This is a genomic window from Pseudomonas reactans (assembly GCF_013387025.1).
GTDB classification, from domain to species: Bacteria; Pseudomonadota; Gammaproteobacteria; order Pseudomonadales; family Pseudomonadaceae; genus Aquipseudomonas; species Aquipseudomonas reactans.
On sequence record NZ_JACAQP010000018.1, the window covers coordinates 30856 to 44905 of the forward strand.

Sequence of the window (14050 nt, forward strand, 5' to 3'; positions counted from 1 at the left end):
GTCTCCTTAACGCGCGGCCATCGCGGCCAGTTCTTCGCGGGTGCTGCTGATGACGGCACCGGCCTTGAGCAACTCGTTGACCGCCTGTACGCCGCCCTCCTGCGTAATGCCCCGGCACGCCGGCAAGTGCAAAACCACTTCCAGGCCAGCCTTGAGCAATTGCAATGCGGTGGTCTTGACGCAGTAGTCCAGCGCCAGGCCGCCGACGATCACGCGTGTCACGCCTTGGGCCTTCAAGTACTCGATCACGCCGGTAGACAGTTTGTCGTGCAGGTCGTGGTAGCAGGCGCCGTAGGGGTGCAGATCGGGCTCGACGCCTTTCCAGATGAAGTAGTCGTAGTCATAAGGCGTGGGCAATTCGTCGAGCAAGGTGAAGCCCTCAGTGCCCGGCACGCAATGGCTCACCCAAGTCACATCGGCGTGGGCCAGGCCGGTGGCTTGCAGCATCTCGCTGTGCTGCGACACCACCCAGGGCGCATGCGGTGTGTGAGCGTCTTTGCTGCCAACGCGATAGCCGGCCAGACTCGCCATGTAGTTGAGCTCGGCCCCGATCTGGTCGCCGCCAGCCACAGGCAATTCGTTGGGGCACAGCGGCGTGAAGCTCTTCTGGGCGTCGACATCGAATGAAGCAATGGCAGTTTTCGCGAGGGTCATGACGATTCTCCTGTGGCCTGGAAACAAAAGTACACGTCATGTACTTTCATTGCAAGAAACATTTAGTTATCTATGCGGGCTCAAGTACATGACATATTTGCTCGATTGGTTAGACTGTGCGTCATCGCTGTCTAGAAGGACGTCAACATGCCCTTGAGCCCCTACCTCCACACCGTCGACCTGTGCGTAGTGTTTTATTGCCGCGCCTCAGGGGAGCTGAAATTGCTGCTGAACAAACGCGACGCCGAACCCTTCACCGGGCATTGGGCGCTGCCGGGCGTGGTGGTGAATGGCGGCGTGCAAGATCTGAGCCTCAAGGATGCGGTGGAGCGCTTGCGGGCGAGTGACAAAGTGGGCCTGGCGCTGGCGTGGAGCGAGCAAGTGGGCACGGTGGGGGATGCGTTTCGTGATCCGCGCTGTTGGTCGTCGTCCACTTACTACCTGGCGATCGTGGCGGATGAGGTAGCGCTGGGTGAGCATCAGGCCTGGTTTTCACTGGCGGGGGTCGCGGATGGCCGCATCAAGCTGCCGTTCGATCACAACAGCATCGTGGCCGCCGTGCAGGAGCGCTTGTTTTCCAAATCGCTGTACAGCAGCTTGCCGCTGATGTTCCTGGGCGATGAGTTCAGCGCGCCGGAAGCGACCACGATCTTTTCCCTGGTGCTGGCGCGGCCGGTATTGAAGACCAGTATTCGCCAGCGCTTGCTGAAGCTGACTGAGGCGGGGTTTCTGCGCGAGACCGGGCGCAAGAAGAATGGTGAAGGCGGCAGGCCCCAGGCGACGGTGACGGTTCTCAAACCTGGAGAAATCTACTTCTTCGACCGCAGTTTTGCCGAGTAACGCGTTTTAAAGAACACCGAAGATCACCTGTGGGAGCGGGCTTGCTCGCTCCCACATTTTGGATTGATGTACGGCTCTAGTTCATCCAATTGCCGCCATCGACATTGTAAGTCTGGGCCACCACATAGTCGGCGTCCTTCGAGGCCAGGAAAACCGCCATCCCGGTCAAATCCTCCGCCGTGCCCATCCGCCCAAACGGTACTTCGCCCCCTACCCGCTTTTTCTTCTCGCCCGGCGCCAACCCCTCATGTTTGGCAAACAATGCATCCACCCCATCCCAATGCTCGCCATCCACCACACCCGGTGCGATGGCGTTGACGTTGATGCCCTGCTTGATCAGGTTCAACCCCGCCGATTGCGTCAAACTGATCACCGCCGCCTTGGTCGCGCAGTAGATCGCCACCAACGGCTCGCCGCGGCGTCCGGCCTGGCTGGCCATGTTGATGATCTTGCCGCCGTGGCCCTGGCTGATCATCTGCCGCGCGGCGGCCTGCAAGGTGAACAACGTGCCGGCGACGTTGATCGAGAACAGGCGGTTGTAGCTGTCGCGGGTGATGTCGACAATGGGCGCCAAGTCAAACAATGCGGCGTTGTTGATGAGAATATCCAGCTTGCCGGCGTGGCCGACCACAGCGGCAATTGCGCCGTCGATGGACGCCTGGTCGGTAACATCCATGGCGACGGCATAGGCCTGTGGGCCCAGCTCAGCAGCGGTGGCCTGGGCCTGTTGCAGGTTGATGTCGGCGATAGCCACGGTGGCGCCTTCGGCGATGTAGGCCTGGGCAAAGGCGCGGCCGATGCCACGCGCCGAACCGGTGATCAGCGCGCTCTTGCCTTCAAGTCGTTTCATGAAAAGGTCCTGTAGAAGTTATTTCGGGTAGCCGGCGCGTTTCATTTCGCGCTCGGTGGTGGACTGGGCTTCCAGCAGGGCCTGGTCAACCGACATGCCACCGGTCAGCGCCGCAGAGAACAGCTTGCCGACCGAGGTACCAATGGCCTGGAACTCGGGAATGGTCACGTACTGGATGCCCACGTACGGCACCGGCTTGGCCGAAGGGTGCGCAGGATCGGCGTGCTTCATCATTTCCAGGGTCACCTGGGCGAACGGGGCAGCCTTCAAGTACGCCTCGCTGTAGGTAGATTGTCGAGTGCCCGGCGGTACGTTGGTGATGCCTTCTTTATCAGCGACCAACTGGATGTACTCCTTGGAAGTCGCCCAACTGATGAAGGCCTTGGCGGCGTCCTTGTGCTTGGACGTGGCCGGAATTGCCAGGGACCAGGCATACAGCCACGAAGAACCTTTATCGGTGACTTCGGTAGGCGCGGCAGCGAAACCGACACTGTCCGCGACCTTGCTCTGGCTCTTGTCGGTGGTGAAGGATCCGGCGACGCTGGCATCCACCCAGATCGCGCACTTGCCGCTGTTGAACAGCGCCAGGGTTTCGTTGAAACCATTGCTGGACACGCCCGGCGGGCCGTATTGCTTGAGGGTGTTGACGTAGAAGTTGGCGGCCGCCGTCCACTCGGGGCTGGTCAGTTCGGGCTTCCACTGCTCGTCGAACCAGCGCGCGCCAAAGGCATTGGCCATGGTGCTCAGCAAGGCGATGTTCTCGCCCCAGCCGGCCTTGCCGCGCAGGCACAGGCCATATTGGCCCTTGTCCTTGGCGGTGAGTTTGGCGGCGAACTCGCCGAGTTGGGTCCAGGTAGGATGCGCGGGCATGCTCAACCCGGCCTGTTTGAACAGGTCCGTGCGGTAGTAGGTGACGGTGCTTTCGCCGTAGAACGGCAAGGCGTACAGCGTGTTGTTGACCGACAGGCCCTGGCGCACCGAAGGGAAGATATCGTCGGCGTCATAATCAGCCGGCAGCTGGGTCAAGGGTTCCAGCCAGTGCTTGGCGCCCCAGAGTGGGGTTTCGTAGGTGCCGATGGTCAGCACGTCAAACTGCCCGCCTTGGGTAGCGATATCGGTGGTGAGGCGCTGGCGCAGCACGTTTTCTTCCAGCACCACCCAGTTGAGCTTGATGTCCGGGTGCTGCGCTTCGAACACTTTGGACAGACGCTGCATGCGGATCATATCGCTGTTGTTGACCGTGGCGATGGTCACGGTGTCGGCGGCGTGGCTGGGCATGGCCAGCGCCAGGCCGGAAAGCAGGAACAACGCTTGCAGGAGCTTGGACATAGCGGTTTCTACCTGTTGTTTTTGTTGTTGAGCGTCGATTACAGCAGCTTGACCAGGGCCCCACAAACGAATGGGGGATGCCCGACTGATACTTTTTTAACTGCGACGCCAGGATCAAAAAAGTATCAGCCCTCGGCGAAACCGGGGGTAGCGTGCGGGTTGCCATCCCGCGTATTTTGAGGAGATTCCACCCGTAAGAGGCATCATCATGCCCATCAGCCGCGCCACGCTGTTCGAGCATCGCCCTGCCGAGCTGGAAGTGATCCTGCCCGAGCCGGAGCATTGCTTCCGCTGGTTCGAACACGACTACCCCTACGACCTGGCGCGCTGGAACCATCATCCAGAATTTGAAATCCACCTCATCCGCCAGGGCAACGGCAAACTGGTAGCGGGCGACTATATCGGTGCGTTCAGTGCCGGGCACGTGGCCCTCATCGGCCCCGACCTGCCCCACGACTGGATCGGCGAGCTGGCCCCCGGCGAATACCTGAGCGGCCGCGACGTGGTGCTGCAATTCGACGGCGCCGCCCTGCTCGCCCTGCGCAAGACCCTGCCGGAACTCGGTGACCTTCAGCCCCTGTTCGAGCACGCCCGGCGTGGCCTGGAATTCACCGGTGACACCGCCGCGCAGGCCGCCCGTTTGATGGAAGCCATCGGCAATGCCCACGGCCTGCAGCGCCTGATCCTGTTCCTGCAACTGCTCGACACCTTGAAGAGCGCCCCGACGCAACAGGTCAAGGCCCTGGCCAGCCCATGTTATGCGCCGACGTTGGATGCACGCAGCGCCGAACGCATCAACAAGGCCTTCGACTATCTGATGCGCGAGCTGACCGGCGATGTGCGCCTGTCGGTGATCGCGCAACAGTTGGAGATGAGCGAGCCGGGCTTTTCACGCTTCTTCAAGCGCAACACCGGCCACGGCTTTATCGACCTGATGCGCAAGTTTCGTGTACAGCGCGCCTGCCGGCTGCTGTTGCAAAGCGACATGTCGGTGGCAGACATCTGCTTTGAAGTGGGCTACGCCAACCTGTCAAATTTCAATCGACATTTCCGTATCGAGATGCAGCAGACGCCGAGTGACTATCGGCGGGAAACAGCAATGCACCTGTTCCAACGCATTGAGAAAATGACACCCAGTCAATTCTGACCAAAAGGTCGACTAAATCCCGTTTTTTTCAATTTGATCAACCGATTGAGCAAACTTGGTACAGCCTGTGCAAACGTTTGCGGTACGAACTTGCCAGCCAAGTTCACCCTTACCCGAAGAATCGGGTTCAAACCGCGTACGAATAGGGATTTTCAATGCACTTCACCTCAAGGCGTCCTGCCTCCTTTGGTGTTTCCTTGCTACTGGCCGCCGTTACGGGAGTACTCAGCGCCCCCATTTTGGCGCAGGAAAAACCCGTGGATGACTCAGCACAGGGCGAAACCCTCAGCCCTGAAGCCAGCCCGGCGAAAAAAGGCGTGTACCTGTCGGACTGGTTCAACCAGGACCTGACATTGATCGGCAGTAAAGACATCAGCTTCGGCCCCAAGCCCCAGGATGATGTCTACCTGGAGTACGAGTACTTCGGTCGCAAAGGGCCTTTTGAGCTGTACGGCTACATCGACGTGCCGAAGATCCTCACCATCGGTAACAGTAATGACAAAGGGGTGTGGGACCATGGCTCGCCGGTGTTCATGGAACATGAGCCGCGCATCTCCATCGACTACCTGGCGGGTCGTAGCCTGGCCATCGGACCGTTCAAGGAATGGTACGTGGCGTTCGACTGGATCTACGACCATGGCAGCCGCAAGGAAAACCGCGCCAACACCCTGTACAGCGGCCTCGGCACCGACATCGACACCCATTCGCGGGTGAACCTGTCGGCCAACTTCTACGGGCGCTACCAGTGGGAAAACTACGGCGCCAGCAATGAATATTCATGGGATGGCTACCGTGCGCAGATGAAGTACATCGTGCCCATCGGCAAATTCGATAACGGTGCTTCGCTGACCTACATCGGCTTCACCAACTACGATTTCGGCTCCGACCTGCACAAGGACAACCCGGCGCGCACCGCCAACTCGCTGGTCGCGACCAATGTGCTGCTGTACTCGTTCACCCACCTGCGCTTCACGTTGGTCGGCCGTTACTTCCATAACGGCGGCAACTGGGAAGACGGCAGTGAGTTGAATTTCGGCGAAGGCAACTTCCGCGCCCGTTCCGATGGCTGGGGTTACTACGCCGGCGTGGGCTACCAATTCTGATAGAGGAGCTTTAGATGAACGCGTTTACCCGTCTCTCCATGGCTGTCGGCCTGGCGCTGCTGCCCCACGTGGTGCTGGCCGATACGCCTGCGCCGATCAAACCCAAGGTCATGCTGATCACCATGTTTGCCCCTGAGGCGCAAACCTGGATCGATCGCCTGGAACTCAAGCAGGAAGTCCGCGTGCCAGGGCTGTCCGCTGAATACCCGGTGATCCGCTGCAACACCCAGGACGTGTGCCTGCTGGTCACCGGCATGGGCCAGACCAACGCCGCCGCGTCCACCCTGGCCTTGGCCTTGTCGCCTAGATTCGACCTGCGCCAGAGCTATTTCCTGATCGCCGGGATCGCGGGCATCAGCCCCAAGCACGGCACCATCGGCACTGCCGCCTGGGCGCACTACCTGGTGGAATTCGGCACCCAGTGGGAGCTGGATTCGCGGGACGCGCCCAAGGATTGGCCGACAGGCTACATCGGGATCAACACCAAAGGTCCCAACGAGAAACCACCGTTGGACTACAAGACCGAAGTATTTGAGCTGAACCCCAAGTTGCAGGCCAAGGCGTTTGCCTTGTCACAAAAAGTGGAGCTGACCGAAAGCAAGGAGTCCGCTGCCTGGCGCAAACACTACCCCGCCGCCCCGGCCAACCAGCCGCCGCAAGTCACGCGCTGCGACACCCTGGCGGGCAACACCTGGTTTTCCGGTACACGCCTGAGCGAACGCGCCGAAGTCTGGACCAAGTTGCTGACCGACAACAAAGGCGAATACTGCACCACCCAACAGGAAGACAACTCCACCTACGAAGCCCTGCTGCGCGCCAGTCGCGAAGGCCTGGTGGATATCCAGCGCCTGGCGGTAGTACGTGCTGGTTCCGACTTCGACCGCCCGTACCCTGGCTACAGCGAAGTGGACAACCTGCTGAAGTACGCGGATCAGGGCGGTTTTGTGCCGGCGCTGGAGAACCTGTACCGCACGGGCAACCCGCTGGTACAGGCGATCCTCAAGAACTGGTCGGCGTGGGAGAACGGTGTTCCCGATGCCTAGTGGAGATCAAAATGTGGAAGCGGGCTTGCTCGCGAATGCGTTTTACCTGTCACGCGTATGTCTGCTGATACACCGCTTTCGCGAGCAAGCCCGCTCCCACACTTGATAGGTGTCAAGGCAGGAAGATGATTTTGTCCGCGCTGCCTTGATTCACTTCCTCATAGCACTGCACCCCATCGGCCAGCGCCACTTCACGCAAGCCGGTGGGCAACGGCAACAGGCCCTCATCAAAGAATCGTCCGAACTGCTCCAGCATCACCGCGCATTGCTCGCAGTTGTAGAGCAACGAGTTGATCCCCACCACCGAGCCGCCTTTGCGATACAGCGCCAGGGCCGGCAGTTGTACATGGCCGTCCACCGGCGCGGCGATGATCGCGATGCGGCCGAACGGCGCCAACCCTGCTACGGCTGCCGGCAGCCAGAAACCGGTGGTGTCGAAGACCACATCGGCACCGCCCTTGAACACCGCATTGACCTGCGCGCCGAGTTCTTCCGGTTTGCCTAAGGTAATCGCTTCACAACCTTGCGCCTGCAATACCTCGACCTGCTCTGGCCGACGTACAGCGGCCAGCACCTGGGCGCCACGGATTTTTGCCAGGGCCAGGGTGGCGCTGCCCACCGCACCATTGGCACCGATCACCAACAGGCGCGTGCCTTGGGTCACACCACTGCGCTCGAGGGCATCCCAGGCGGTGGTATAGGGCACACCGAGGCTGGCGGCCTGGGCAAAACTCAAATGGCTGGGCTTATGCGCCACGCCCTTGGCCGGCACAGTGAGGTACTGGGCGTGGGAACCGTCGGCAAAAAAACCCAGGTCACGGCCGGTGCCCCAGACTTCCTGGCCCAGCAGTTCCTGCGGGCCTTCCACTACCACTCCGGCAAAATCGCGACCGGGAATACGCGGCAACGTGGTGTAGGGAAAGCGACCAAGCACGTTTTTGACGTCACTGGGATTAAGGCCGGCGGCCTTGACCTGCACCAGTACTTCACCGGCGGCCGGCACCGGAGTGGCGACATCAACGAAGCGTAGGGCGGCGAGGTCGCCGGTGGCGGAAAATTGCAGTGCTTTCATGGCCAATATCCATCGAAGTGAAAAAAAATGATCAGGAGAACCAAGTGCCCACCAGATGCCGGCCCATGGGCCAGAGCTTTTCGCCCAGCAGCATGCCCATCAGGCCCACCAGGGCGATGGCCGGCGGTGCGGGCGAACGGAAATCCAAGGCGCCGTAGATCACGCCGACAAACAGGCCGATGGCGAGGGAAACGAGGTAGTTCATGGGGCAGCGCCTTGTGGGTGGATGCGCTCAGTCTATAGCGCTGAATCCTGAAGCATCGGCCAAGTGCTTCAGAATTTCGGCCAACTCCTTAGCCGACGTACTGCGAAGGCGCGATACCGAGTTCGCGGCGGAACATGTCGCTGAAGCTGCTGGGGGAATAGCCGAGGGAACGTGCGATGGCACTGACCGGCTGGCCTTGGATCAACTCCGCCACCGCCGTGGCTAGTTGCACCTGGCGGCGCCATTCGGCAAAGCCCATGCCCAGGTTGTTCTGGAACAGCCGCGACAAAGTACGCACACTGGCGCCGGCGGCTTCAGCATGCTGCTCGAAAGCAATCTCCAGCGATGGCGCAGCCATGACCGCCTGGCACGCGCTGATCAGCCGTCGATCGGCGTCCACCGGCATGGCAATGCGGATCTGCGAGCGGCGCGCCCGCTGCAATTCCAGCAAGGCCAGGCTGACCACGGCGTCGTAATACGCCGCATCGCCGTTATCGCCCTGGTCCACCAGCGTGACGATCAGCTCACGCAGCAACCCACCGACTTCTATCACCTGCACCCGGCTGTCCAACGTGGCTGCCAGTGCCGGACGCAGGTAGATGTTGCGCATCTGCAAATCCGACACCACGCGAATCCCGTGTTCCACCCCAGGCGGCAGCCAGACGGCGCGCTGCGGCGGCACCACCAAGGCTTCGCGCGGGGTCTCGACCCACATCACGCCGCTCATGGCGTAGAGCAATTGGCCCCAGTCATGGCTATGCGGTTCAACGTACAGCCCACGCAGATAGGTGCGCGCCAGGGGTTGTACGGGGACGGCGTGATCACTGAGGTCGGGAGGCGCAGCCAGGGCCATGGAGTGCACATCAGTCAAGGGTGAGCCGCCATGGTAATGACCACCGTTCGACAATCCGAGTGAATTTTTACGGGCCACGTGGATCATTGGCTTATACCGGCGCAATCGGAAGCGTGCGCTACTGGCTTGATCAAGGAGAGAGGCTATGGATGCAATACTGTCGGTCAACGGCAAGGCACGGATCGATTACACCCAGGACACCCTGTTCGGGCCGATAACGCGGCATGTCGAATGCCAAGTGAGCTCGCAACACCAAGCTAATGGGACGGTACTGAAGGTATTTCAACCGTTGCCGGAAGATCTACGTGATGCGCAGACGGTGGTGTTTGCGCTGGAGGGACGACGCACCCGTGGCGTGGTCAAGCATCGTCTACACCTGGCCGACCATAGCCTGCGGCTCGAACTTGAGCATCAATAGGAGCCGGCTGACCGGCTCCCACAAACACGTCAACCCTTGGCGGATTTAGCGCACTCGCACCCAGTTGCCGCCGCACACGGTTCACCATGCGCATGGTGCTCCGCACAGCCCTGACAGCAATAGCCCTTGCCGTCCTTCATTACCGCGTCAGCTCCCAGCACACACTTGCAGTGTGGGCAGGCACAGGTCTTATCTGGCATGGTCAGACTCCTTTTTCTTGGTCGTCCCGGTGCGGCGGGCGCCGACACCTTAATGAGTGACTGCGGCCCGTCGGCGATGGTTCAAACCGTCAGTCGGCGCGGGTATTGCTGCGGTACATGAATAGCAGCGCCAGGGCCAGGCAGACCATCGCTACAATCCGCGCACCCGACAATTCAATCGCCGGATTGCCCAGCCAACCGAAGTTGTCGATCAGCATGCCCATGCCCAATTGCCCGACGATCACCGCCACCGTCGCTACCGCCGTGCCGACGACAGGCACCGCGCCGACCATCACCATCATGTACACCACTCCGAACAAGGCCCCCGTGAGTTGCCATTTCGGCACATCCAGCAAGCTCACTGCCTGGGCGGGTTCAAAGAACAGGATCAACAACGCAGTGACAATCGCGCCCACGCCAAAGGTCACCAGGCTGCCGCGCAATACACCCACCGCCTGGCCCAGGCGACCATTGATGGCGGCTTGCACACTCAACACCGCACCTGCGGCGACCACCACTACCAGTAACAGAATCAGATTCATCGCCTTAACCTCGCGCAATCAAAACAAGTGCCACCACAATCAACGCCAGGGCGATCCAGCGTTCGCCATTGACCCGCTTGCGCGCCGCGCCGAACCAGCCGAAATGATCGATCAGCACGCTCTTGCCGACTTGCCCCGAAAGAATCGCGATCATGGTCATCGCGATGCCGATATGCGGCGTGGCCAGGGTCAGTACAACCACGTAGATCGGCCCCAGGAAACCACCGATCAACTGCCAGCGCGGCAGCTCGGACAACGCCGGGCCTTTTCGCGGGCCACTGAACAATAGCAGTAGAAACAGGATCGCCGAGCCCACGCCAAAGATGCTCAAGGTGGCCCACAAATGCCCGACCTGCACACCCAATGGCCCGAGCAGGCCGGCTTCAACCGACAAACCCATGCCAGCCAGGATCACCAGCGGCAAAAGCATTAGCCGCAGGCCATTTTTTTTCGGCTTGGCTAACGCCACGCCCTCGATGGAACTTGCTTGCATACACCACCTGCACATCAACAAAGGATTGGATGGCGCGCATTATCCGGTGGCCGTCCTGTGCAATAAATGGGAGCATGCCGACAACACCTTTGCGCAAAATGCACAGCCTGGAGACGTGATGCAAGGCTTGAATGAACTGAGCTTCAAGGCGCTGCGCCTGTTCGTCGCCGTGCTGGACTTGGGCAGCTTTTCCGAAGTGGCGCGCCGAGAGGGCCTGGCGCCCTCTTCCATCTCCCGGCAGATCCAGCTGATGGAACAGGCTCTAGGCCAGCAATTGCTCTACCGTCACACCCGCGCCGTCAGCCCCACCGAGGCCGGGCGCCTGCTCGGACGACATGCGCGCTTGATGCTGGAACAACTGGAAGCCGCCGGCCAGGCGCTGCAGGAACAGGAAAGCGAGCCTAGCGGCCTGGTGCGCATCAATGCGCCGATGGTGTTCGGCCAGCGCCATCTCGCCCCCTGGCTGGGCGAGTTGTGCCGCCGTTATCCGAAGCTGCAACTGGATATCCAGCAAACCGACACCTATGTCGACCCGCTGCAAGACGGTACCGACCTGCTTTTTCGGATCGGCGTACTCAACGACTCCAGCATGCAGGCGCGGATCTTCGCGCCCCAACGCTTTCGCATCGCCGCCAGCCCGGCCTACCTGGCCCGACACGGCACTCCGCAACATCCTGACGAACTGATCAACCACCAGTGCCTGGCCTACAAAGGCATTACCGGCCAGCAACGCTGGTTCTTCCGCAAGGGCCAGGGCGACTGGACACCTCACAGCGTCAAGGGCCCGATCACCGGCAACCATGCCGACACGCTCAGCTATGCCGCCGAACAAGGGTTGGGGCTGGTGGTGTTTCCGTCGTGGTTGATCGGCGACAGTTTGCGTGCGGGCGCTTTGCGGGCAGTGCTGACGGAGTACGACGTGGCGACAACATTGGAGCCGCAGCAGATTGCGGCACTGTGGCCGGGGAGCCGGCGGTTGTCGCTGAAGGTGCGGACAGTGATTGATTATTTTGTGGAGTGTTTTGGAGCGGTGCCGTATTGGGATCGGTAACCTTTCCAAGTCGAGAAGAGCGTCGCCATGAAGGAAATTTCCTTACAGCAAAAGGTAGGTCCGTTCTGATTTTCCGGGCCAGTATTTCTGGTCTCTGCAGGCTGCGGCAGACTCTGACGATATCTTTTTGAGAGCGCTGCCATGGAATTCACTTACCCCAAAATATCGCGCGCTGCGCGAGCGGCTTCAGCCAGCGGTCTGGCCGTCTTTGATAGTGCACGTAGTTTTGGCTATATTTGGCCAAAATACGGAGATAACCACATGACTACCGTACCTCTGGGTGAAGCGAAAAATAATCTGTCGAAGCTGGTTGATGAGGCTGCCGCAGGCAAGGTCATTACTATTGCCAAGCATGGACGTGCGATGGCTCAACTTGTGCCCGTCGGCAAATCCAAGGGGCGGAGAATCGGTGCAATGAAAGGCAAGCTCATCATTCCTGAAGACTTCGATGCACCTTTGCCTGACGACCTACTCGATGCCTTCGAAGGCAACCGCTTATGAGAGTATTGCTGGATACCCATATTCTGCTTTGGACGCTGAGCGAAGATCCTAAGCTATCCAGCAAAGCCAAGAAGCTGATTGAGAACGCAGCAGAGGTTTACATCAGCGCTGCAACATTCTGGGAGATCTCGATCAAGGTCGGCCTGGGGAAACTCACCGTCGATCTGGATGAAATCCGTGAGTACTGCCTGGAAAGCGGATTCGTCGAACTGCCCATCACCTCAGAACATGCGATCGCGGTTAAGGACCTTGAGCACCATCACAAGGATCCGTTTGATCGGCTCATCGTTGCGACCGCCATCAGCGAGCCCATGAAGCTATTGACCGCCGATCCGCAGGTCGCCCAATACACGTCCCTGGCAATTCTGGTGTGAGTCGCCCCAATTGCTTCGGTGCGCCTACCCAAACACCCACTGCCCTATCAACCAGGCATTCGCCCCACTGATCACCGCAAACAGAAACCACGCCAGCAAGCGTGTCGGCAGCCGATTCACGAACGGCCCCATCAGTTGCTTGTCACCGGTCATGCGGATCAGCGGATACAGCGCGAACGGCAACTGCAGGCTGAGCACCACCTGGCTGAGGATCAGCAATTTGCCGATGGCATCGTCGCCCATCAGCCATACCCCCAAAAACGCCGGGATCAGCGCCAGGCCACGGGTGATCAAACGCCGTTGCCAGCAGGGAATGCGCAGGTTGAGGTAGCCCTCCATGATCACCTGCCCGGCGATGGTGCCGGTAAAGGTGGAGCTTTGCCCGGAGGCGAGCAAGGCAATGCCGAACAGGATGCTGGCGAAGGCACCGCCGACCAGCGGATCAAGCAGGTGATAGGCATCCTGAATCTCGACCACCTCGGTGTGGCCGGTCTTGTGGAAGGCGGCGGCGGCGAGCACCAGAATCGCAGCGTTGACCAACAGGGCCAGGGCCAGTGAGCCGATGGTGTCGATACGCGCCAGCTTGACCGCGTCCTGTTTGCTGGCCAGGTCCTTGCCGATCAGGCGGGTTTGCACGATGGAGCTGTGCAGATAGAGGTTATGGGGCATCACCGTGGCACCGAGGATACCGATGGCCAGGTACAGCGGCGCAGCGTCGCTGATGGCCGACAGTGACGGGGTGAAACCGCTGAACACGTCTGGCCAGTAGGGTTTGATCAGGACCAGTTCGATGAAGAAACACACGCCGATAGTTGCCACCAGCGCGAGCATGATCGCCTCCAGGCGGCGGAAACCCCGGTTCTGCAGGGCCAGGATCAGCAGCGTGTCGAAGGCGGTGATGACAATACCGGTGGTCAGCGACACCCCGAGCAGCAGGTGGAAGGCCAGGGCACAGCCGAGTACTTCGGCGAGGTCGGTGGCAATGATGGAGATTTCCGCCAGCACCCATTGGGTGCGTGCAGACCGCTGGCTATAGCGCTCACGGCATAGTTGCGCCAGGTCCTTGCCGGTAGCGATGCCCAGCCGTGAACACAGGCACTGCACGGCCATCCCCGCCAGGCTGGCCAGCAACACCACGAACAGCAGGTTGTAACCGTAACGTGAGCCCGCCTCGATGGCCGTGGCCCAGTTGCCTGGGTCCATGTAGCCAATGGAGATCAGCAAGCCTGGGCCGGCGAACATCAGCGCGCGCTTGAAGAACGAAGCCTTGGGATCAACGGCAACAGAACCGGCCACTTCCGGCGGGCAGAACGGGGCGGTGGCGATTTTTGGCAGGCTGAATTTCACGCGGCATCCCAGGCAAACACACTCGATA

18 protein-coding genes are annotated in these 14050 nt (G+C 60.4%); 8 read left to right on the forward strand and 10 right to left on the reverse strand.

The window, feature by feature from the left end; genetic code table 11:
- Positions 1-6: 6 nt before the first annotated feature.
- A complete protein-coding gene (locus tag HX793_RS18990) occupies positions 7-654 on the reverse strand; it encodes a nicotinamidase (protein ID WP_016977236.1) in 648 nt (215 codons plus the stop codon).
- Between the two features lie 147 nt (positions 655-801).
- On the opposite strand from HX793_RS18990, the gene HX793_RS18995 reads away from it, so the two are divergent.
- Positions 802-1494 (forward strand): NUDIX hydrolase, encoded by a 693-nt coding sequence (locus HX793_RS18995; protein WP_177052227.1) that lies wholly within the window; start codon positions 802-804, stop codon positions 1492-1494.
- A 76-nt stretch (positions 1495-1570) separates the two neighbouring features.
- Here the strand turns inward: HX793_RS18995 and HX793_RS19000 are convergent, their stop codons facing one another.
- Positions 1571-2344 carry an L-iditol 2-dehydrogenase gene (locus tag HX793_RS19000; RefSeq protein WP_177052226.1) on the reverse strand — a complete coding sequence of 258 codons (774 nt, stop codon included), beginning with the start codon at positions 2342-2344 and terminating at the stop codon, positions 1571-1573.
- Between the two features lie 18 nt (positions 2345-2362).
- Complete coding sequence (locus tag HX793_RS19005; RefSeq protein ID WP_438810854.1) at positions 2363-3622, reverse strand: ABC transporter substrate-binding protein; 1260 nt, start codon at positions 3620-3622, stop codon at positions 2363-2365.
- A 259-nt stretch (positions 3623-3881) separates the two neighbouring features.
- Between HX793_RS19005 and HX793_RS19010 the strand changes: the two genes are divergently transcribed.
- The 3 genes from HX793_RS19010 (at position 3882) to HX793_RS19020 (ending at position 6966) form a co-directional block, all read left to right on the forward strand.
- Positions 3882-4820: an AraC family transcriptional regulator gene (locus HX793_RS19010; protein WP_177052224.1), complete on the forward strand. Its 939-nt coding sequence runs from the start codon at positions 3882-3884 to the stop codon at positions 4818-4820.
- Between the two features lie 155 nt (positions 4821-4975).
- Positions 4976-5923, forward strand: coding sequence for a nucleoside-specific channel-forming protein Tsx (locus HX793_RS19015; protein WP_016977241.1), 948 nt, complete (start codon positions 4976-4978; stop codon positions 5921-5923).
- A 14-nt stretch (positions 5924-5937) separates the two neighbouring features.
- On the forward strand, positions 5938-6966 hold the full coding sequence (locus HX793_RS19020) for a purine-nucleoside phosphorylase (protein ID WP_177052223.1): 1029 nt from the start codon (positions 5938-5940) through the stop codon (positions 6964-6966).
- Between the two features lie 112 nt (positions 6967-7078).
- Here HX793_RS19020 and HX793_RS19025 read toward each other — a convergent pair whose 3' ends face one another.
- The 3 genes from HX793_RS19025 to HX793_RS19035 all read right to left on the reverse strand — a co-directional run bounded on the left by HX793_RS19025 (position 7079) and on the right by HX793_RS19035 (position 9096).
- Positions 7079-8038 carry a quinone oxidoreductase family protein gene (locus tag HX793_RS19025; protein WP_177052222.1) on the reverse strand — a complete coding sequence of 320 codons (960 nt, stop codon included), beginning with the start codon at positions 8036-8038 and terminating at the stop codon, positions 7079-7081.
- Positions 8039-8069: 31 nt separating this feature from the next.
- A complete protein-coding gene (locus HX793_RS19030) occupies positions 8070-8243 on the reverse strand; it encodes a DUF1427 family protein (RefSeq protein ID WP_016977244.1) in 174 nt (57 codons plus the stop codon).
- Positions 8244-8331: 88 nt separating this feature from the next.
- A complete protein-coding gene (locus HX793_RS19035) occupies positions 8332-9096 on the reverse strand; it encodes an AraC family transcriptional regulator (RefSeq protein WP_177097459.1) in 765 nt (254 codons plus the stop codon).
- A gap of 145 nt (positions 9097-9241) precedes the next feature.
- Here HX793_RS19035 and HX793_RS19040 point away from each other — a divergent pair, with 145 nt between their 5' ends.
- On the forward strand, positions 9242-9514 hold the full coding sequence (locus tag HX793_RS19040; RefSeq protein ID WP_177052221.1) for a hypothetical protein: 273 nt from the start codon (positions 9242-9244) through the stop codon (positions 9512-9514).
- Positions 9515-9543: 29 nt separating this feature from the next.
- On the opposite strand, the gene HX793_RS19045 is transcribed toward HX793_RS19040, so the two are convergent.
- From HX793_RS19045 to HX793_RS19055, 3 genes are all read right to left on the reverse strand, one after another.
- On the reverse strand, positions 9544-9714 hold the full coding sequence (locus HX793_RS19045) for a metallothionein (protein ID WP_016977247.1): 171 nt from the start codon (positions 9712-9714) through the stop codon (positions 9544-9546).
- Positions 9715-9803: 89 nt separating this feature from the next.
- Positions 9804-10256 carry a DMT family transporter gene (locus tag HX793_RS19050; protein ID WP_038850769.1) on the reverse strand — a complete coding sequence of 151 codons (453 nt, stop codon included), beginning with the start codon at positions 10254-10256 and terminating at the stop codon, positions 9804-9806.
- Positions 10257-10260: 4 nt separating this feature from the next.
- On the reverse strand, positions 10261-10749 hold the full coding sequence (locus HX793_RS19055; RefSeq protein WP_016977249.1) for a DMT family transporter: 489 nt from the start codon (positions 10747-10749) through the stop codon (positions 10261-10263).
- 118 nt (positions 10750-10867) lie between these two features.
- On the opposite strand from HX793_RS19055, the gene HX793_RS19060 reads away from it, so the two are divergent.
- The 3 genes from HX793_RS19060 (at position 10868) to HX793_RS19070 (ending at position 12675) form a co-directional block, all read left to right on the forward strand.
- Positions 10868-11800 carry a LysR family transcriptional regulator gene (locus tag HX793_RS19060; RefSeq protein ID WP_177052219.1) on the forward strand — a complete coding sequence of 311 codons (933 nt, stop codon included), beginning with the start codon at positions 10868-10870 and terminating at the stop codon, positions 11798-11800.
- 141 nt (positions 11801-11941) lie between these two features.
- Positions 11942-12301 carry a type II toxin-antitoxin system Phd/YefM family antitoxin gene (locus tag HX793_RS19065; protein WP_100215707.1) on the forward strand — a complete coding sequence of 120 codons (360 nt, stop codon included), beginning with the start codon at positions 11942-11944 and terminating at the stop codon, positions 12299-12301.
- Positions 12298-12675 (forward strand): type II toxin-antitoxin system VapC family toxin, encoded by a 378-nt coding sequence (locus HX793_RS19070; protein ID WP_177052218.1) that lies wholly within the window; start codon positions 12298-12300, stop codon positions 12673-12675. Before HX793_RS19065 ends, HX793_RS19070 begins: the two co-directional genes overlap by 4 nt.
- A 24-nt stretch (positions 12676-12699) precedes the next feature.
- Here HX793_RS19070 and HX793_RS19075 read toward each other — a convergent pair whose 3' ends face one another.
- Complete coding sequence (locus tag HX793_RS19075; RefSeq protein ID WP_177097449.1) at positions 12700-14022, reverse strand: Nramp family divalent metal transporter; 1323 nt, start codon at positions 14020-14022, stop codon at positions 12700-12702.
- Positions 14023-14050 lie beyond the last annotated feature (28 nt).